We start from the raw sequence: 19,990 nt of genomic DNA on the forward strand, positions 1-19,990 counted from the left end.
TGTTGCTCCCCTTGAAACCAGGCGGGCCTTATCGCGGCCCTGAAGGTTTAGTTCGGCGCAGGGCTCAAGCCCTGCGCCCGATCCGATTAGCTGGCGACGATATTGACCAGTTTGCCTGGCACAACGATCACTTTGCGGATCGTCAGGCCTTCGGTAAAGCGCAGCACGTTCTCGTTGCTGCGCGCAGCCGCTTCGACTTCTTCGCGGCTGGCGCTGGCTGGCATGTCGATCTGACCACGCAGTTTGCCGTTGACTTGGATGACCAGTTGCAGCGTGTCCTGCACCAGGGCGCTGTCATCCTGTACCGGCCAGCGCGCATCGATGACCGCGTCGCTGTGGCCCAGGCGGCTCCACAGTTCGTGGCTGATATGCGGCGTGATCGGGGCCAGCAGCAGGGTGACCGTTTCCAGGCCCTCCTGTACCAGCGCGCGATCCTGCTCGGTAGCCTGCGGGGCTTTTTCCAGCACGTTCATCAGCGTCATCACCTGGGCGATGGCGGTGTTGAACTTGTGGTTCTGGCCCACGTCCTGGCTGGCTTGCTTGATGGCCAGGTGGATGCTGCGGCGAATGGCTTTCTGCTCGTCGTTCAGCGCGGCCACGTCCAGCTTGGCCGGCAGACCCTGGCTGACATGGGCATGGGCCAGACGCCAGACGCGTTTGAGGAAGCGATGCGAACCTTCCACGCCGGAGTCGGACCACTCGGCGCTCATGTCGGGCGGCGAGGCGAACATCATGAACAGACGGCAGGTATCGGCGCCGAATTGGTCGATCATCGACTGCGGGTCGACGCCGTTGTTCTTCGATTTGGCCATCTTCTCGGTGCCGCCGATTTCCACCGGCAGGCCGTCGGCGATCAGCTTGGCGCTGATGACTTTGGCTTTGCTGTCGCGTTCCAGCTCTACATCCGCCGGGTTGAACCAGGTGTAGGCGCCATTGGCTTCGCGGCGATAGTAGGTCTCGGCGATTACCATGCCTTGTGTCAGCAGGTTCTTGAACGGCTCGTTGGAGGTGACCAGGCCTTCGTCGCGCATCAGCTTGTGGAAGAAGCGCGCGTACAGCAGGTGAAGAATGGCGTGTTCGATACCGCCGATGTACTGGTCGACCGGCAACCAATGGTCGGCTGCGGTTTTTTCTACCAGGCCGCCTTCGTAGTGAGGCGAGGCGTAGCGCGCGTAGTACCACGAGGACTCGACGAAGGTGTCCATGGTGTCGGTTTCACGCTTGGCCGGCTGGCCGCATTTCGGGCAGCTGCACTCGTAGAACTCGGGCATGCGCGCCAGGGGCGAACCGGCGCCGTCCGGCACCACGTCTTCCGGCAGCACCACGGGCAGTTGATCTTCGGGCACCGGCACGTCGCCGCAGCTGGCGCAGTGGATGATCGGGATCGGGCAGCCCCAGTAGCGCTGACGGCTGATGCCCCAGTCGCGCAGGCGGAACTGGGTGCGTGAAGCGCCGAGGTTTTTCTTGATCAGCGCCACTTCGATGGCGTCGAAGGCGCCGGCGAAGTCCAGGCCGTCGAATTCGCCGGAGTTGATCAGGGTGCCGTGCTCGCCGTACGCGTCTTGCCATGGTGCCGGGTTGCTGTCGCCCGAGCTGGTGCGCACTACGGTTTTGATCGGCAGGTTGTACTGGGTCGCAAATTCGAAATCGCGCTCATCGTGCGCCGGCACGGCCATTACCGCGCCATCGCCGTAGTGCATCAGCACGTAGTTGGCGACCCATACTGGCAACTTCTCGCCGGTCAGCGGGTGCTCGACGAACAACCCGGTCGGCAGGCCTTTCTTCTCCTGGGTGGCGACGTCGGCTTCGGCCACGCTACCGCCTTTGCATTCGGCGATGAATGCCTGCAGCTCAGGGTTATTCTGTGCGGCCTGGGTGGCCAGCGGATGTTCGGCGGCCACGGCGACGTAGGTCGCGCCCATCAGGGTGTCGGGACGGGTGGTGAACACTTTGAGGGTGCCCGCTTCGCCGATGGAGTCGACGTTGTACGGGAACTGCACTTCCATGCCCTTGGATTTGCCGATCCAGTTGCGCTGCATGGTCTTGACCTGTTCCGGCCAGCCCGGCAGATCATCCAGGCTCGACAACAGCTCATCGGCGTAGGCGGTGATCTTGAAGTAGTACATCGGGATTTCGCGCTTTTCGATCAGCGCGCCGGAACGCCAGCCGCGACCGTCGATCACCTGCTCGTTGGCCAGTACGGTCTGGTCGACCGGGTCCCAGTTCACGGTGCCGCTTTTTTTGTAGATCACACCTTTTTCGAACAGGCGCGTGAACAGCCATTGTTCCCAGCGGTAGTAGTCCGGCTTGCAGGTGGTCACTTCACGGGACCAGTCCACGGCCAGGCCCAGGCTGCGCAGCTGGGTCTTCATATAGGCGATGTTTTCGTAGGTCCACTTGGCGGGCGCTACATTGTTTTTCATCGCGGCGTTTTCCGCCGGCATGCCAAAGGCGTCCCAACCCATGGGTTGCAGGACGTTTTTACCTTGCATGCGCTGGTAACGGGAAATCACGTCGCCGATGGTGTAGTTACGCACATGCCCCATGTGTAGCTTGCCGCTGGGGTAAGGGAACATCGACAGGCAGTAGAAGGTCTCCTTGCCTGGCTGTTCACTGACTTCAAAGGACTTCTGCTCGTCCCAGAAGGCTTGGGCGGCATTTTCTATTTCACGGGGCTGATATTGTTCGTGCATGGCTACTTTTTGAACTGAATAGGGGTGGCCTAATCCTCTTCGGTGCATTGTCCGGGTAGATCGACACCCAAAAGCGCCGCATCCGTGCCCAAACCCTGCGGGAAGTGGAGTTACAGGAAGCGCCGTAGCATACATGACCCCACTCTATCGAGGGAAACCCTGATTGCGCGGCCAAGGCCGTCTGTCGCGGCGCCGGGCAGGCGCAGCTACGGGGGCTACGCTGTTTATTGGGGAGCAAGTCTTTCTTCAATGAGGTGAGGGGATGGTTGAATCGCAGCGAATCGCAACGAAACCGGAAATCTACGAAGGACTTATCGACCGATTGGGTCGTGCATTGGATGCAGCGAGAACTGCGGGCCGATTGCGTGATGAGCGGCCTGTGGAGTTGGAACTGCGCGGTTTGAGCCGCGCGGAATTGGAACTGATCAAGGCTTATCTGGAACGCAACAAGTGCAGTGCGCCTCCCATGGCGGCAACCCCGCCAGTCAAGGAGCCCACGCAGTCTGCCAAGGTGGTGTGGCTCAAGGATTTGCCGGCCGGTCGTGGCCCGGAGAGATTCCGGTCCGCCCGCTGCAAGTAGTTCGCTCCCCCCTGAACAGCACCATTTAAACGTGCAACTTTCTAGATTGTCGCTAGACCCCGTTACACCTTAGGCTTCGGGCATCTGTGGAGATGCCCGATGCCTATTCGTTATTTCATCAAACAACTGCTCCTGCCGCCCGGCATTCTCTTGCTGCTGCTGGCGCTTGCCTGGTGGTTTCGCCGTAGCCGCCCGAAGTTGGCCGGCTGCTGCTTTGTCCTGGGCCTGGGCGGTATGTGGTTGATCAGCCTGCCCGTGATGGTGGAGTGGGGCGCCCGTGCGCTTGAGACCGAGCCGCCATTGGCTCGTGAGGACTGGTCAACCCTGGCCCAACGCGCCGACGCCATCGTAGTGTTGGGTTCCGGGCGTGAGCGAGGCGACCCCGCGTGGGGCGCCGATCAGCCTACGGGCATCGGGCTGGAACGCCAGCGTTACGCCGCGCGCTTGGCCAAGGCGTCGGGGTTGCCGGTACTGACTACCGGTGGCCTGCATTACGGCACGCCCCCCAGCGAAGCGCAGTTGATGGCGGTGTCGATGCAGGATGACTTTGGCGTCACGGTGCGCTGGAAGGAAGAACGCAGCCGTACCACTTGGGAGAACGCGCAGATGAGCGCCGAGATTCTATTACCCGAGGGTATCAAGCGCGTGGTCGTGGTCACCCAGGCCTGGCATATGCCGCGATCGGTCTGGAGTTTTGAAAAGGCCGGTTTCACCGTCGTACCGGCCCCGGTCGGTTTTTTGGGGGTGGACAATGCCCGTCCTCTGGGCGGTTGGATGCCGGAATTCAAATCGGTGTGGCAGAGCGGGCAGTTGATTAACGAAGCGGTCGGGCAGGTGGGGTATCGATTGTTTTATCGCTGAATTGCGTCATAAGAAATCAGCCGGTGGGCGGATTTAGAGAAGGTCAGTTTTCGGTATGAACGCAATGTTCTAACTGGCCTTATGGCGCAAGCGGTCAGGCGCATTCTTGCTTGTAGGATATGTAGTACATCCTAGTGCGCGCAGTACCTAAGATGCTGAGTGATGAATATAAATGAATAACTTTTTGTTGTTGTGTTGATTGATTGTTTATGGAGGTTCGTAATTCTTTGGTTGCGTAAATTTTCAATTAATTCGCGGTCAATTAAAAGTTGTTGTGTGAATAAGTGATTTTTGCTTGTGCGGGTTCGCTGCGTGCCGTAATTTTTTGTGCGTTGATAAGGTGGAATTTTTAAGAAGTTGGCTGCCACTAGTCTGGGCGAACACTGACGCTGCGCAGTGCGACAAATTAAACTTGTGGGATAAATTAATCGCTCCCCTCGTACGTTAAGTTGTCGCAAGTGTTTCCGTGGTGAACTATGTGCTAATTGACCTAGAGAGGCGCAGTTGTGTGAATATATTATCAACAGCAAATAATCACCGAGTAAGCCGGTTGGGTAATGCCTTTGCCGGTGAAGAGGCTCCTGCTACATCTGGAGCGGGAAACTTGTCAGCGAAACGAGGTGAGCATTTCACGGCTTACAGCCCTAACGTTCTTGGCCCTTTAAAACAGGACGACGCGCAATTAGGTCAAACGCTGACGACGTTGCTTTTGTTATTGAAAAACGTCACCGACAGCTTGAAACAGTTTTTGGATGCCGACGCGATATTGCCGGCGCCCGCGACCGACGTAGCGCCCAAACCGCGTAAACTCGAAGCTCTGCCAGCAGTTGATATCAAGGTCAGGCACCTCGTAGACCGCTTGCCTGTGGCTGACGAGGAGCTTGATCCGTTTGATGCACTGGACTTCGCTGATGGCAAGCATGGCGGCGCAGGCGTTGCACTTGAGGATTATGAATGGCGGCGGATATGGAGCGAAGTGATCAATGAAGACGATTGGGCGGTGGAGTTGTCTGGAAAACCCAAGGGGCAAAAACCGGATGATCTGAAAGCGGGGGTGTCCTGGCAATACAAGCCGTACCCGTGGTTGGGCCATGACAGCCGTGTTCCTTATTTGGAAGTCATTAAGTTGGCCATGTCGAAGTATGGCCAGAGTGTGGACAGTGTCCTGGAAAAAGTAACGGCCGTGCCTGGCGGGTACGACATTATTATGAAAGATGGTGTCGCGTTAAATATCACTCATAAAGAGTTGCACTTGGCGTCCAAGGCCTGTGGGTTTGTGGGCTTCGATGAAGGCATGGTGAACGATGCTTCGTTTTTATTTGGGGTACTGTGCAAGCGTATATATTTGACTGAGCAAGCGAAGCACTTCGCGGACAATGAACCTTGGACGCGCTCATCTGCTGAAAAAATTCCGAAAATGCGCACCTATGCCGGTGTATTAGCGCTCACGCCATTTAATACGAACAAACATGAAATTCTGGCGGCGCTTGGATTGCGCGACGCGATCAGCACCACTGAATTGGCCAAAGGTCCTCGTGAAAGAAAGGTACGGCAACATAATTACTGAGCCTCTGATGGAAGATATTTCAAGGGTTATTAGGGCTATCTGTTGATGAGTGCCGGTTAGTCTTGGCTGGCCGTGGCTGTTAATGAAAACCAGGGAGAAAGAGGTATGAGTCATTCGGTTGCCAGCCCCGTAAATGGTTACTACGGGCGTTATCAGGCTGAGGTGCATAAAAGTTATGTGGGTGCTGCGCCTGAAAGGCCGCACGGGGCAGGGGCGTTCGACAGGGTTGCGCGCCCCGATGGCGCAGCAGCCAAAAGTGCGGCCCCCCATGCCCAGGCTTCGTTCTCCGCGATCACTGACATGTTGCGCGAGTTAAATAACATGATCACTACGCTGTCCGCACGCATGGGTGGGCAGCAGCACAGGACATTACCCGCTACTAAGTTGATCCCTGATCAAACACGATCAGTGCATCAGCCCCATAGCCCGCCTTTGGAACGCTCGGCGCTCGGCGTAGATTCGCGTTCAGATGTTCCCGAGACGCCGCATCGAAAATTTATCCGGGGCAACGCGGAGAATGCCGGCATAAAACCGACCCATATTTGGGGGGCGTTCTCTCAGGAAGGGGTGGGTAACTGCGTCACCGTCAGTGCAATCAAGGCCGCCATGGCTAAGTTCGGCCATAACCCTCATGGCATCTACAAGCAAATCACCGAAGTTAAGGACGGTTTTGAAGTCACCATGCGGGACTCTTTTAAGTTGCATATTTCCTTTGAGGAATTGGAAGAGGCTCAAGAAGGTGCCGGACTTAGGCCGGGCCACTCGGAGGATGTTCTTATCAATGCGCAGTTTTTATACGCCGTCAGTGCCAAATGAGCGCAGCTTGAAAACAATGACGGAAACGCCGAAGAGAGCTTCGAGGATGCCATGGTGACGCTGGCCGATGGAGAGCTTGCGGGCGAGGGGCTTATTCGCCTGGGATTGCGGGCGCATATGGCGCCTACCACCGTGAGGGAACTGGCCGAGGGTGCCATCGGAGTTCTCTGCAATGGGCCGCACCAAATGGCGGTAGTCGATGGCGCGCTTGATATGTGGGGCACCAAGACCAGCGTCTATAAGGACTTTCATTGGCGTTATGGCGCCAAACTGATCTAAACCAATCAAGTAAGTAAGGAATACTGCTGATGAGCGTGTCCAGAGTCGCTAACAGTTTTTACGAGGGGCGTTACGGTCAGCCTGTCACCGCCCAGCGCAACAATAACGAAAACACCTATTCATCGTACCGGTCGCCTCTCAATAGACCGTCCGCAAACCAGGCGTATGCCAGCCTCGACAACGGAGCAGAGCCCGGCAATTCATTGATCAAGGGCGATGCGGATTCACCCAGCGTTATCCCCACGAATATCTTTCGCGATTTCTACCAGGGCGGCAGTGGAAATTCGGTGGTCATTTCGGCGATTAAACTGGCCATGATGAAGTTCGGCCACAACCCTCACCATATCTATAAAGAAATCGAGGCAACGGCTGACGGGTTCAATGTGAGGATGAGGGACGGCTATAAGCTCTTCATTACTCATGACGAAATCCGGCAGGCTGCCGCCGCTTCGGGATTTATAGGCGACGGCTCCAATGATGTGCTGGTTAACGCCCAGTTTTTATATGCGGTCAGCGCCAAACGCATGCAGCTCGACAAGTTTTACGAGCGCAGCAGTGAAACCTTTGCCTCGGCGCTGCAAATGCTCAGTTCAGGTGATTATCCAGGTGAGGCATTACGACGGTTGGGGCTGAAGCACCAGATGGTCGCCGCGTCGATGCGCGAGCTACGAAAGGGCGGAACGGGCTCGATGTATACCCCCGGCCATATGCTGGCCGTTGTCGACGGTCACATGGATTATTACGGGCGGCGCGTGAAACTGGCTGGGTCGGGCATGGCAATCACCGGCAGAATCGCCATGACGCTAAGGTAGGTGCAAGGGCTTTCTCCTCGGAGAAAGCCCTGCCTGCGGGTGGGGCTCTTGTCAGCCGATTTTCGACAGGCGGCCCGCCAGCAGCGCCCAGCCAAACAGCCCCAGACACACGATGATCAACGGCCACGAACGCCATTGCAGGTACGGCGTCAGGTTATGCATGGGAACTACTTCGCCATACAGGATGCCGCGTTCGAACTGCGGGATCTGCACGGTGATCTGTCCGAACGGGTTGATCAGCCCGGTCACGCCGTTGTTGGTGGCGCGGATCATCCAGCGCCCCGCTTCCAGCGCACGCATTTGCGCCATTTGCAGGTGTTGCAGAGGGCCGATGGAGCGCCCGAACCAGGTGTCGTTGCTAATGGTCAGCAACAGGTCGCTCTGGGCTGAAAGGCCTGCGGCAAACTCGGGGTAAACCACTTCGTAGCAGATGAACGGGGCGATCTGATAACCCTTGGCTTGCAGCATGGCCTGGTCGGAGGGGCCACGGGCAAAGTCCGACATCGGCAGGTCGAAGAACGCAATCAGCCCGCGCAATATGTCCTGCAACGGTACGTACTCACCGAAAGGCACCAGTTTTTGCTTCAGGTAGGTGCCGTCGCCTTCGCCCACTACGGTGATGCCGTTGAAGTAACGCTTCTGGTGGTGCACTTCCTGACGAATCGGCACGCCAGTAATCAGCGCGGTATGCCGGTCGGCCGCGAACCGCCCCATCATCCCCAGGTAACCCTCCACCGACTCCTTGAGCACCGGCACCGCTGTTTCGGGCCAGACCAGCAGGTCCACAGGCTTGGAGCTGAAACTCATGTCGCGGTACAGCGCCAATTGCGCATTGAGCTGCTGCGGGTCCCACTTCATGCTCTGTTCGATGTTGCCCTGGATCGCGGCCACCTTCAACGGAGCGCCGGATGGCTCGGTCCAGGCATGATGTTTGAGCGCCAGCCCGATGCCCCATGGCGCGACCAGCAGCACCAGGCCCGCGGCGACAAAGCCATTGCGTTTGGCGGCCAGCAGGCGCGGCAGGTTGCACAGCACGGCAGCCGTGAGCGCCAGGGCAAAGGAAATCAGCCACATCCCGCCGAGCGGGGCCAGCCCTGCCAGTGGGCCATCGAGTTGACTGTAGCCGGAATAGAGCCACGGGAAACCGGTGAGGAACCAGCCGCGAAAGGCCTCTTGACCCACCCATAGCGCTGCGAATGTCAGGGCGTCCGCCAGCGGCGCTTCGTTGCGGCGTAGCCAGCGTGCCCACAGCCAGGCGGGCAGGGCGAAGAACCAGGCAATGGCGGCCGTGAACAATAGCATCAGGAACCCCGCCAGCAGCACCGAAGCGCCGCCGAAGTGGTGGATGCTGTAGTAGATCCAGCTGGTGCCGGCACCGAACAGGCCGAAACCGAAGCACCAGCCACGCCCCAAGGCCTGGCGCGGTGTCAGCTCTCGCAGGCCGATATAGAACAGCCCGACGGCCACCAGCGCAAATGGCCACAAATCGAACGGCGCCAGCGCCAGGGTAGTGATGGCGCCGGCCACCACGGCCAGCAGGTTACCGGGCCAGCCGGGTGCGATAAGACGGCGCATGTCAGTCCTTAGCGGGCGATAGGTGTCAGGCGAATCAAGTGGATACGACGGCTGTCGGCATTCAGGATGCGGAAGCGATAGGCGCCGATTTCGGTGGTTTCGTTGCGCTTGGGCAGGTGGCCAAACGCGCTCATCACCAAACCGCCCACTGTGTCGAACTCGTCGTCGGAGAATTCGCTGTCAAAGAACTCGTTGAAGTTCTCGATCGGCGTCAACGCCTTGATCAGGAAGTCGCCGCTGGGCAGAGGCTTGATGTAGCTGTCTTCTTCGACGTCGTGTTCGTCTTCGATGTCGCCGACGATCTGTTCCAGTACGTCTTCGATGGTCACCAGGCCCGCCACGCCGCCGTATTCGTCAATCACGATGGCCATGTGGTTGTGGTTGGCGCGGAATTCGCGCAGCAGCACGTTCAGGCGCTTGGACTCGGGCACGAAGGTGGCCGGGCGCAGCAGATCCTTGATGTTGAAGCTGTCGCCGTTCTCTTTGAGGATCAGCGGCAGCAGATCCTTGGCCAGCAGCACGCCCATGACGTCGTCATGGCTTTCGCCGATCACCGGGTAGCGCGAGTGCGCCGAGTCGATCACGGCCGGGAGGAACTCCCGTGGGGTCTGGGTCGCCTTGATGCTGATCATCTGCGAACGCGGGACCATGATGTCCCGGACCTGCAGGTCAGCCACCTGGATGGCGCCTTCGACGATGGCCAGCGCTTCGCTGTCCAGCAACTTGTTCTGATGGGCCTCGCGCAGCAGCTCCAGCAGCTCCTGGCGGTTTTTCGGCTCGTGGGCAAAAGCCTGGGTCAGTTTACCCAGCCATGACTTCTGCCCGTTGCTCGATCGGTCTTCGCTCATAGCGATTACTCTGAATCCTTTGTTGTTACAGTTGAGTGTTTTTTAAGCTTCGTCATCGGCATAAGGGTCGGGATGACCCAATTGCGCAAGCAACGTTCGTTCCAGTGCTTCCATTTCCTCGGCTTCGTCATCGTCTATATGGTCGTAACCCAAGAGATGCAAGCAGCCGTGGATGACTAGATGGGCCCAATGCGCCTCAAGTTCCTTGCCTTGTTCCCTGGCTTCACGCTCGACGACTTCGACGCAGATCACCAGGTCGCCCAGCAATGGAATGTCCAGCAACTCGTCGGGAACATCGGCGGGGAAGGACAACACGTTGGTCGCGTAGTCCTTGTGGCGCCAGGTGTGATTCAGCTCGCGGCCCTCGGCCTCGCCCACCAGACGGATGGTCAGTTCCGAGTCGGCGCTGCGCTGGCGCAGTGCCAGTGCACACCATTGGCGAAACTGCTCCTCGCTGGGGGCTGGCGCGTCGGTAGCCAACTGCAGATCCAGTTCAAGCATCGCCGCGAACGTCCTTGGCCGGGGCACCATCGCGATGGTCGAAGCGCTCGTAGGCTTCGACAATGCGCTGCACCAGCGGGTGGCGCACCACGTCCTTGGGCATAAAGTGCGTGAAGCTGATACCCGGAACGTCCTTGAGTACCTCGATCACCTGGGCGAGGCCGGACTTGGTGCCCTTGGGCAGGTCGACCTGGGTGACGTCGCCGGTAATCACGGCCGTGGAGCCGAAACCGATACGGGTGAGGAACATCTTCATCTGCTCGACGGTAGTGTTCTGGCTTTCGTCGAGGATGATGAAACTGTTGTTCAAGGTACGGCCGCGCATGTAGGCCAGCGGAGCGATCTCGATCACCTGGCGCTCGATCAGCTTGGCCACGTACTCGAAGCCGAGCATCTCGTAGAGCGCGTCGTAGAGCGGGCGCAGGTAGGGGTCGATCTTCTGGGCCAGGTCACCGGGCAGGAAGCCGAGCTTTTCACCGGCCTCGACCGCTGGGCGTACCAGCAGAATGCGGCGTACTTGCTCGCGTTCCAGAGCATCGACCGCGCAGGCCACGGCCAGGTAGGTCTTACCGGTACCGGCCGGGCCGATGCCGAAGTTGATGTCGTTGCCGAGGATTTCCTTGACGTAGCGCTGCTGATTCAAGCCGCGTGGGCGAATCATGCCTTTCTTGGTACGCAGGGCCACGCTGGCTTCGGCTACAGGGTTGTTGGCCAGGTCTTCCACGGCCGACTCCTGCAGGTACAGGTGCACGGTTTCCGGTGACAACTCGCTGCCCTTCGTCTCGCGGTAGAGACGGCGCAGCAGGTTTTCTGCGGACGTGGTGTGCTGGGGGTCGCCAATGAGTTCGAACTGATTGCCGCGGTTGCGGATCTCGATGCTCAGGCGTTGTTCGATCAGACGCAGGTGCTCGTCGAACTGTCCGCACAGATTGGCGAAACGGCGAGCCTCAAATGGCTCGAGGAGAAAACGATGGGGTTCTGCTATGGGTGCGTTCAAGGTTGCTTTTAGCCGCCCTTTGGCTGTTTAAGTGAAAGAGAGGATAACGCCAGTGACGCGGGTACGAAAGCACTTACGTCATTGGAATGTTGCACGGTTCCAATGTGGGTGGGGGGCTTGCCCCCGATAGCGGTGTGTCGCCAATAAATGAGTGGTCTGATTCGCCGCCATCGGGGGCAAGCCCCCTCCCACGTTTATTGCACCAGCGAGCCGCGCAACGAATGCGGCTGCGCCGCATCGATGTGCACATCGGCAAACTGACCGATCAATGTTGGATTATCACAACGGAAATTGACGATCCGGTTGTTCTCGGTGCGGCCTTGCAGTTCGCCGGGGTCTTTCTTGGAATAGTCGGTGACCAGGATGCGCTGGATCGAACCGACCATTTGTCGGCTGATCTCGAAGCCCTGCTGATTCAGGCGGTGTTGCAGGGCATTCAGGCGTTCTTTTTTCACGGTCTCCGGGGTTTCGTCCACCAGGTCCGCCGCCGGGGTGCCGGGGCGTTGGCTGTAGACGAACGAGTAGGAGAAGTCGAAGCCGACGTCTTCGATCAGTTTCATGGTTTGCTGGAAATCTTTCTCGGTTTCGCCGGGGAAACCGACGATAAAGTCCGAGCTTATGCAAATCCCCGGTACGGCTGCGCGCAATTTGCGCAGCTTGGATTTGTATTCCAGGGCCGTATGGTTGCGCTTCATGGCCGCCAGAATGCGATCCGAGCCCGATTGAACCGGCAAATGCAGGTGTTTGACCAGTTCCGGCACTTCGGCGTGGGCCTGGATCAGGCTGTCGGAGAACTCCAACGGGTGCGAAGTGGTGTAGCGGATGCGCTCGATGCCGTCCACCGCCGCGACCACGCGGATCAGTTCGGCAAGGTCCGCCAGCCGCCCGTCGTGGGTCTGGCCGCGATAACCGTTGACGTTCTGACCCAGCAGGGTCACTTCGCGCACGCCGTTCTCGGCCAGATGGATGATTTCCGACAGCACATCGTCAAATGGACGGCTGACTTCTTCGCCACGGGTGTAGGGCACCACGCAGAACGTGCAGTACTTGCTGCAACCTTCCATCACCGAAACATAGGCGCTGGGCCCGTCGATGCGCGGCTCGGGCAAGTGGTCGAATTTTTCGATTTCAGGAAATGACACGTCAACCTGCGGCAGCTTGCTGGTGCGCGCGGCGTCGATCATGTCGGGTAGGCGATGCAGGGTCTGCGGGCCGAAAACCACGTCGACATAGGGCGCGCGATCGCGGATTGCAGCGCCTTCCTGACTGGCCACGCAACCGCCGACGGCGATCACCATGTCCGGGTTGGCCAGTTTCAATTCGCGCCAGCGACCCAGCTGCGAGTACACACGGTCCTGGGCCCGTTCGCGGATCGAGCAGGTATTGAGCAGGATCACGTCGGCATCTTCGGCGCGGGCGGTGACTTCCAGGGCCTGGTGTTCACCCAGCAGGTCTACCATGCGCGAGCTGTCGTACTCGTTCATCTGGCAACCGTGGGTTTCGATGTAAAGCTTCTTGGCCATGGGAATCGTCAACTGGTGGTAAAGAACCGCGCATTATAGGGGGCATGCCCATTGGTTCCTAGCGCTGTGCATCGGGTGCCATGCTATAGTTCGCGCCCTCTTTTATATCCCCGATGTGTTGTTCGCCCACCATGACCAAACGTGAAGCTCCAATCTACAAGGTGATTTTCCTCAACCAGGGCCAGGTGTTCGAGATGTACGCCAAGCAGATCTATCAAAGTGATCTGTGGGGCTTCCTGGAAGTGGAAGAGTTCGTCTTTGGCGAGCGCACCCAGTTGGTCGTCGATCCGGGCGAGGAAAAGCTCAAGGCGCAGTTCGAAGGTGTAGTGCGCAGCTTTGTGCCGATGCACTCGATCGTGCGCATCGATGAAGTCGAGCGCCTGGGTACACCGAAGATCAGCGAAGCACGGGGCATGAGCAATGTCATGCCGTTTCCGATGCCGATGCCTGAAAAGTAAGGCTCAACTATTTTGTAGGGCGTTTCTGATTTTGCCCTCTAGTACATAGACATTCTGTTTAAAAAATAGCAGATTTTGTTTATGTCTGGAGGGCGATATAACGATGCCAATAACAAATCACCTCAAGTCTCGCCGTAATAATGGGCCTGGATCTTGATGTTCTTGTTATTGAGCTGTCACGTTGATTCGACTTTAACAGGGTGAGTGTCTGAGTAGGTTGTCACCTCATTTATAAAGCCGTTAGTTGTCGCCGAGTTTCTTATAGCAGTCTTCAAAGAACGTATCCGTTCGGGAGTATCCCTGTGCGCGATTCACGCTATGACATTCTGTTTGAACCGGTCCTCATCGGCCCCGTTCGCGCTCCAAACCGCTTTTATCAAGTGCCCCACTGCAATGGCATGGGGCATGTACATCCATCGGCCATGGCCCGCATGCGCGGTATAAAAGCTGAGGGCGGGTGGGGCGTGGTCTGTACCGAAGAGTGCGAAATCAGCCCGTTGAGCGAGTTTTCTCCCTGCATTGAGGCGCGTTTGTGGGATGAACGCGACATTCCTGCCCTGGCGCGCATGTGCGAGGAGGTACATCAATACGGCTCGCTGGCCGGTGTGGAGTTGGCCTTCAACGGCTATGCGGCGCCCAATCGCTATAGCCGGGAAATCCCCTGGGCTCCCTCGAATACACCTGTGCGCGGGTACGACCCGGTACAGGCGCGGGCCATGAGCCTAGCCGATATCCGTCAGCTGCGCGCCCTGCACAGGGCTGCCGCATTACGGGCGCAAGCGGCAGGGTTCGACATCATCTACGTCTACGCCGGACATGACCTGAGCGTGGCCTTTCATTTTCTGACCCAGCGTAACAACCGGCGCACCGATGAGTACGGTGGTGTGCTGGAGAATCGCGTGCGCCTGTTGCGAGAGCTGATTGAAGACACCCGCGATGCGGTGAGAGGGCGTTGCGCCGTGGCGGTGCGTCTGGCCGTGGATGAGCAGATGGCTGGCGGCCTATGTCGCGAGGGCGAGGGGGCGGAGATTTTTTCGAGGCTGGCCGACCTGCCGGACCTATGGGACGTAAATGTCGCCGACTGGGCAAACGACAGTATGACGGCACGTTTCGCCGCGGAAGGTTATCAGGAAGCCTTCCTGCTGGGGCTCAAGGCGCTTACGAGTAAGCCGGTGGTGGGCGTCGGGCGCTTTACCTCCCCGGACACCATGGTCTCTCTGGTACGCCGCGGGGTGCTCGACCTGATCGGCGCGGCTCGTCCGTCGATTGCCGATCCGTTTCTGCCGCGAAAGATCCAAGAGGGGCGTGCGGACGAGATCCGTGAGTGTATTGGCTGCAATATTTGCGTGAGTGGTGACCACACCAGTACGCCTGTGCGCTGTACGCAGAACCCCACCATGGGCGAGGAATGGCGGCGCGGCTGGCACCCGGAGAACCTCCATCAAGTCCGTCAGCCCGGCCTTGCCCTGGTGGTGGGCGCTGGCCCCGCGGGGCTGGAGTGCGCGCGGGTGCTTGGCGCGCGTGGGATGCAGGTGGCGCTGGTCGACAGCCGGCGTACCCTGGGTGGGCGTGTAGCGCTGGAATCCCGGCTCCCGGGCCTGGCGAGTTGGGCCCGGGTCGTTGACTACCGGCTGGATGCGTTGAGCCGCCTGCCATCGGTCGACATTTACCGTGAGAGCCCCCTGCAGGCCCAAGACGTACTCGATTTCGCGGCCGAGCATGTGGTTATCGCCACCGGCTCGCACTGGCGGCGGGACGGTCTGGGCCGTGCTCTGCGCGTTGCATTACCGGGCCTCGAATGCCTCCCGGTGCTGACCCCAGACGATCTGATGGCTGGCGCAGTGCCGCCTTCACCGGTGCTGCTGTTTGACGATGATCACTATTATATGGGCAGCGTGCTGGCCGAACGGTTGGTGGCGCAGGGTGTAGAGGTGGTCTTCGTCACTCCGGCGGCGGATGTGGCGGCGTGGACGCACAACACCCTGGAGCAACACCGCATCCAGCGCCGTTTGCTGGAACTTAACATCACAATCGTCCCGTCCCATACGCTGGTCAATGCGGCACCGGAAGGTATGGAGGTTGCGTGTGTCTACACCGGGCGTACGCGCCGGCTGCCTGCCGCATCGGTGTTGCTGGTCACCTCGCGCGAGCCTGAGCAGTCGCTTTATCAGGCGTTGGCCAGCACCCCGGAAATTCTGCACGAGCGTGGCATTGGCACGCTCACCTTGGTTGGCGACAGCCTGGCACCTGGCACCATCGCCGCGGCTGTTTATTCGGGGCATCGGCATGCGCGGGAGTTTGATGCGCCAGCCCATTCTTTAGTTGTTCGTAGAGAAATTCCTTTTATCGAGGTGTAGTCAATCCGTCGTTAAATCAATCACGAGAGAAATACAACAATGAAAAAAATATGCCTGTTTCTTCTCATGCTTCTTTTTTTAAATACTTCGCTGTTTGCCAAGGAATATACCGTTATTCGTTTTGGTGTGGATCCTAACTATGCCCCGTTTGCTTATAAGAACAATGCGGGAAAGTTGACCGGCTTCGAAGTTGATATCGGCAATGCCCTTTGCAAACAGTTGAACGTTAGTTGCCGATGGGTTGAAAGCGATTTCGACGGGCTTATCCCCAGCCTGAACGCTGGCAAGATCGACGCGATTCTGGCGTCGATGACCGTGACCGATGCCCGGGGGCAGGTGATCGATTTTTCATCTGAAGTGTTTTCCAGCCCTACGGCCATGGTCTTACGCCCCGGCACCGAGCTGGGCAAGGGCATGGCCGTTGGCTATCTGCAAGGCAGTATCCAGGAAACCTACGCTCGCCAAGTGCTCGCCACCCAAGGCATGAGAGTCGTGGCGTATGCCGACCAGGAGCAGGTGTATGCCGACTTGGTCGGAGGGCGTTTGCACGCCTCCCTGCAAGATGCTCAGCAGGCGCAAAGTGGCTTCCTGCGGTTACCTCAGGGGGCCGGGTTCGTCATGGGACCGTTGATTGAAAGCGATTTAATGCCCTCCAAAAGCGCCATCGGCATCGCCAAGGGCAACCACGCCTTGAAAACCTTGCTGGATAAAGGGCTGGCCGCGCTGCACGCCGATGGCACCTACGCGCGCCTGCAAGACCAGTATTTTCCTGGTGTGAACATGTACAGCGGTCAATAACCGCCTTTCAATCGTCGACGAGGGCGCGAGCGATGCCAGTCACGTTCACTCATTTCATCTCGACGCTGGACGCGTATGCACCGCTTTTGCTGCTTGGCGTCTGCGTCACCCTGCAACTGGCACTGCTATCAGTGCTGTTGGGACTTCTGTTGGGCTTGCTCGGTGCGGCGGCCAAATTATCCGGCTTGCGTCTCTTGCGCCTATGGGCGCAGCTCTACACCACGCTGGTACGGGGTGTGCCAGACCTGCTGTTGATGTTGCTGATTTTTTATGGGGCACAAACCGGCTTGAGCCGCCTGACCCGCGCTTTGGGATGGGATTACATCGAAATCGACCCTTTGAGTGCTGGCGTGCTCACGTTGGGATTCATCTACGGCGCGTATTTCACCGAAACCTTTCGGGGGGCTTTGCTGGCTGTACCACGCGGCCAATTCCAGGCCGCCAAGGCGCTTGGTATGACGTTCACTCAGGGGTTTGTGCATGTGGTGTTCCCGCAAATGATGCGGCTCGCCCTGCCGGGGCTGGGCAATAACTGGATGGTATTACTCAAGGCCACGGCCCTGGTGTCGGTCATTGGTTTAGCGGATCTGATCAAAGTGGCTCAGATGGCAGGCAAGGGCAGCCAACTGTTGTTGCCTTTCCTGCTGTTGGCGGCGCTGATCTACCTGCTGCTCAGCAGCGTTTCCAACCTCGCCTTGCGTTGGCTGGAGCGTCGATACGGCGTGGGTGCGCAGGAGCCGTCACGATGATTGAGTTGATACAGACGTATTGGCGGCCGTTCATTTACTCCGACGGCCATCAACTCACCGGTTTGGCCATGACGTTATGGCTGACCAGCGCTTCGCTGTGTTTCGGGCTGATACTGGCGTTGCCATTGTCCATCGCCAGGGACTCTCCCCGGTGCTGGCTGCGTTGGCCGGTGCGTACCTTCACTTACCTGTTTCGCGGTACGCCGCTGTATATCCAATTGCTGATCTTCTACACCGGCATCTACAGCATCGCCGCCGTGCGAGAACAGCCGGTCCTGGATGCGTTCTTCCGCGAGGCGCTCAATTGCACGCTGCTCGCGTTCGCCCTGAATACAGGTGCTTACACGACAGAAATATTGGCCGGCGCCATTCGCGCGATGCCACGGGGTGAAATCGAGGCCGCGCGCTCCTTGGGGTTCGATGGGTGGAAGCTATACGTGCACTTGATTTTGCCCTCGGCACTGCGCCGATCATTGCCCTACTACAGCAATGAGGTGATCTTCATGCTGCATTCCACCACGTTGGCGTTCACGGCTACGGTACCGGACATCCTCAAAGTCGCGCGGGATGCCAATGCCGCGACCTTTCTGACCTTCCAATCCTTCGGCCTCGCTGCACTCCTTTACCTGTGTATTACTTTTGCGCTGGTCGGTTTGTTTCGTCTCGCTGAACGGCGTTGGCTGCGTTTTCTCGATGTGGGCCGATAGGAGGCTGTTATGCAAATTCAGACGCACGAATTGCTGGCGGCCGTGCCGGGTACGGTACGGCGGATCCATAGTTTTCATTACGGCCCGACCGCAGCGGCGGGCAAGGTTTACATCCAAGCCTCACTGCACGCCGATGAGTTGCCGGGAATGTTGGTGGTGTGGCATCTGAAGCAGCAACTTGCGCAGTTGGAGGCTGCCGGGTTGTTGCGCTGCGCTGTGGTGCTCGTGCCGGTGGCCAATCCGCTGGGGCTGGAGCAGGTGCTGATGGACGTGCCGCAGGGGCGTTTCGATAACGAGAGTCGGGAAAACTTCAATCGCTTGTTCTTGGATGTCAGCCAGCAGGTCGGCGACAGTGTGCAAGACATCTTGACCGAAGACCCTGTCAGCAACCTGCGCTTGATCCGTTCGACTCTGCTACGAACGCTTGCCAGCCAAGTGCCCGCCACACAACTGCATTCCATGCGCTTGATCCTGCAGACACTGGCCTGTGATGCCGACTTGGTGATGGATTTACATTGTGATTTTGAAGCAGTGCAGCACTTGTATCTGTCGCCGGATTTCTGGCCACAAGTGGAACCGTTGGCTCGTTACTTGGGCGCCGAAGCGTGTTTTTTGACCAAGCAGGCTGGCGGGCACTCTTTCGATGAGTGCTTTACGTTGTTTTGGGAGCAGATGCAGGAGAGGTTCAACGGGCGCTTTTGTGCGCCCGGTTTTGCAGTGACCGTGGAGTTGCGGGGTGTTGCCGATGTCGACCATCGGCTGGCACGCAGGGATTGCCAAGGGATGATCAACTTCTTGATGCAGCGCGGTGTCATTGAAGGCCAAGCGTTACCTATGCCGCCCTTGCTCAATCCACCAATACCCTTGGCGGGAGTGGAGCCCGTAAAGACTCCGGTGGGTGGGCTGATTGTGTTTTGCGCGCAGGTCGGGGAGTACGTGGAGGCGGGGCAAATCCTGGCCGAAATCATTGATCCGATCACAGACCGTGTGACACACGTGGCCTGCACGTACGCCGGGCTCTTGTACGTTCGGTCTATACGGCGAATGGCGACCGCGGGGATGACGATCGCGCATGTCGCAGGCGCACATGCCTATCGCCAGGGAGACCTCTTGTCGCCTTAGTTATCAAGGCAGGGGCGAGAAGGGCGAACGCCCGTCGGCGCTTTGCAATTCCAGCAGGTACTTGCGGAAGATCTGACCCAGTACCTGGGTAGCCACTTCCAGTTCATCGCGCTGCATGTGTTCGGCGACTTCGTCGGCGGTGTCCAGCGCGTCTTCGGCGCCGTTGACCGCCGCCATTTTCAACACGATGTAAGCCTGGACGTTATTGGCCGGTACACCTTCACCGTGGAAGAACATGTTACCCAGCTCGAATTGCGCCTGCGCGTGGCCCTGTAACGACGCTTTTTCGAAATAGCTCAGGGCTTTGTTGAGGTCGCGAGCGGGGTTTTTGCTGTCATGGTAGTACTCGCCCAACTCGTATTGCGCCTGGGCATCCCCGTCGTCGGCCTGTTTCTGGCACGCGCTCAGCGCTTCGGCCTGGCTGTCTGGCTGGGTATTGAGGGTGCAACGACCCATCGCTGGGATTAACAACGAGTTGCCGCCTGCTTGTGCATGTGCCAGCAGCGGCTGAAGGAGCAACAGGCAGCCCAGAACCAGGGTGCGGCCGGTGCGTTTCATGGGAATCGACTTACCTCTGACGGGGCGCGCGGATCCTCGTGGGATCCAATAAGCGCGCATTATGAAATAAGCAGGCCCCTGCTTACAAAGTCTTTACTCGTTTTTCTGCTGGTTGGGCAAGTTATCTGCCGGATTGCAGGTTATTTCTCGAAAAAACTCGGAAATATCCGTAGGCAAAGTAGTCCATCA

At 58.5% G+C, this 19,990-nt stretch carries 19 protein-coding genes; 12 read left to right on the plus strand and 7 right to left on the minus strand.

Annotated elements, in window-relative coordinates; translation table 11 throughout:
• Positions 1-86: 86 nt before the first annotated feature.
• Entirely contained in the window at positions 87-2,693 is a 2,607-nt protein-coding gene (gene leuS / locus K1567_RS19940; protein ID WP_034139416.1) for a leucine--tRNA ligase, read from the minus strand.
• Between the two features lie 262 nt (positions 2,694-2,955).
• On the opposite strand from leuS, the gene K1567_RS19945 reads away from it, so the two are divergent.
• The 6 genes from K1567_RS19945 (at position 2,956) to K1567_RS19965 (ending at position 7,608) form a co-directional block, all read left to right on the plus strand.
• Positions 2,956-3,273: a hypothetical protein gene (locus K1567_RS19945; RefSeq protein WP_034100902.1), complete on the plus strand. Its 318-nt coding sequence runs from the start codon at positions 2,956-2,958 to the stop codon at positions 3,271-3,273.
• A gap of 99 nt (positions 3,274-3,372) precedes the next feature.
• The gene (locus K1567_RS19950) at positions 3,373-4,134 is read left to right on the plus strand and encodes a YdcF family protein (protein ID WP_034100901.1); all 762 of its coding nucleotides are present in this window, start codon (positions 3,373-3,375) and stop codon (positions 4,132-4,134) included.
• A gap of 508 nt (positions 4,135-4,642) precedes the next feature.
• On the plus strand, positions 4,643-5,701 hold the full coding sequence (locus K1567_RS19955) for a hypothetical protein (protein WP_220698793.1): 1,059 nt from the start codon (positions 4,643-4,645) through the stop codon (positions 5,699-5,701).
• Positions 5,702-5,806: 105 nt separating this feature from the next.
• Positions 5,807-6,517 carry a hypothetical protein gene (locus tag K1567_RS27590; RefSeq protein ID WP_259445010.1) on the plus strand — a complete coding sequence of 237 codons (711 nt, stop codon included), beginning with the start codon at positions 5,807-5,809 and terminating at the stop codon, positions 6,515-6,517.
• A gap of 51 nt (positions 6,518-6,568) precedes the next feature.
• Positions 6,569-6,796 (plus strand): hypothetical protein, encoded by a 228-nt coding sequence (locus K1567_RS27595; RefSeq protein WP_259445011.1) that lies wholly within the window; start codon positions 6,569-6,571, stop codon positions 6,794-6,796.
• A gap of 29 nt (positions 6,797-6,825) precedes the next feature.
• Positions 6,826-7,608 carry a hypothetical protein gene (locus K1567_RS19965; protein WP_220698794.1) on the plus strand — a complete coding sequence of 261 codons (783 nt, stop codon included), beginning with the start codon at positions 6,826-6,828 and terminating at the stop codon, positions 7,606-7,608.
• Between the two features lie 51 nt (positions 7,609-7,659).
• Here K1567_RS19965 and lnt read toward each other — a convergent pair whose 3' ends face one another.
• The 5 genes from lnt to miaB form a co-directional block, all read right to left on the minus strand.
• Positions 7,660-9,183, minus strand: a complete 1,524-nt coding sequence (lnt, locus tag K1567_RS19970; protein ID WP_034115195.1) for an apolipoprotein N-acyltransferase — start codon at positions 9,181-9,183, stop codon at positions 7,660-7,662.
• 8 nt (positions 9,184-9,191) lie between these two features.
• Positions 9,192-10,031: an HlyC/CorC family transporter gene (locus K1567_RS19975; RefSeq protein ID WP_010206772.1), complete on the minus strand. Its 840-nt coding sequence runs from the start codon at positions 10,029-10,031 to the stop codon at positions 9,192-9,194.
• A gap of 42 nt (positions 10,032-10,073) precedes the next feature.
• A complete protein-coding gene (gene ybeY / locus K1567_RS19980) occupies positions 10,074-10,532 on the minus strand; it encodes an rRNA maturation RNase YbeY (protein WP_034100899.1) in 459 nt (152 codons plus the stop codon).
• Positions 10,525-11,529, minus strand: coding sequence for a PhoH family protein (locus K1567_RS19985; protein WP_034100898.1), 1,005 nt, complete (start codon positions 11,527-11,529; stop codon positions 10,525-10,527). Before K1567_RS19985 ends, ybeY begins: the two co-directional genes overlap by 8 nt.
• 194 nt (positions 11,530-11,723) lie before the next feature.
• The gene (gene miaB, locus K1567_RS19990) at positions 11,724-13,052 is read right to left on the minus strand and encodes a tRNA (N6-isopentenyl adenosine(37)-C2)-methylthiotransferase MiaB (protein ID WP_220698795.1); all 1,329 of its coding nucleotides are present in this window, start codon (positions 13,050-13,052) and stop codon (positions 11,724-11,726) included.
• 131 nt (positions 13,053-13,183) lie between these two features.
• Here miaB and K1567_RS19995 point away from each other — a divergent pair, with 131 nt between their 5' ends.
• The 6 genes from K1567_RS19995 (at position 13,184) to K1567_RS20020 (ending at position 19,243) form a co-directional block, all read left to right on the plus strand.
• The gene (locus tag K1567_RS19995; protein ID WP_003215457.1) at positions 13,184-13,510 is read left to right on the plus strand and encodes a DUF1820 family protein; all 327 of its coding nucleotides are present in this window, start codon (positions 13,184-13,186) and stop codon (positions 13,508-13,510) included.
• A gap of 302 nt (positions 13,511-13,812) precedes the next feature.
• Entirely contained in the window at positions 13,813-15,867 is a 2,055-nt protein-coding gene (locus K1567_RS20000; protein ID WP_220698796.1) for an FAD-dependent oxidoreductase, read from the plus strand.
• 39 nt (positions 15,868-15,906) lie between these two features.
• Positions 15,907-16,665, plus strand: a complete 759-nt coding sequence (locus K1567_RS20005) for a transporter substrate-binding domain-containing protein (RefSeq protein ID WP_220698797.1) — start codon at positions 15,907-15,909, stop codon at positions 16,663-16,665.
• A 32-nt stretch (positions 16,666-16,697) separates the two neighbouring features.
• On the plus strand, positions 16,698-17,414 hold the full coding sequence (locus K1567_RS20010) for an ABC transporter permease (RefSeq protein WP_034100894.1): 717 nt from the start codon (positions 16,698-16,700) through the stop codon (positions 17,412-17,414).
• Positions 17,411-18,121 (plus strand): ABC transporter permease, encoded by a 711-nt coding sequence (locus tag K1567_RS20015; protein WP_034100893.1) that lies wholly within the window; start codon positions 17,411-17,413, stop codon positions 18,119-18,121. The genes K1567_RS20010 and K1567_RS20015 overlap by 4 nt, the downstream gene beginning before the upstream one ends.
• Positions 18,122-18,130: 9 nt before the next feature.
• Positions 18,131-19,243, plus strand: a complete 1,113-nt coding sequence (locus tag K1567_RS20020) for a succinylglutamate desuccinylase/aspartoacylase family protein (RefSeq protein ID WP_047882014.1) — start codon at positions 18,131-18,133, stop codon at positions 19,241-19,243.
• A gap of 3 nt (positions 19,244-19,246) precedes the next feature.
• Here K1567_RS20020 and K1567_RS20025 read toward each other — a convergent pair whose 3' ends face one another.
• Positions 19,247-19,801, minus strand: a complete 555-nt coding sequence (locus K1567_RS20025; RefSeq protein WP_034100891.1) for a tetratricopeptide repeat protein — start codon at positions 19,799-19,801, stop codon at positions 19,247-19,249.
• Positions 19,802-19,990: the final 189 nt, after the last annotated feature.

The sequence above is a fragment of the Pseudomonas sp. S5F11 genome (genome assembly GCF_019641515.1).
In the GTDB taxonomy this organism is placed as follows: Bacteria; Pseudomonadota; Gammaproteobacteria; order Pseudomonadales; family Pseudomonadaceae; genus Aquipseudomonas; species Aquipseudomonas rhodesiae.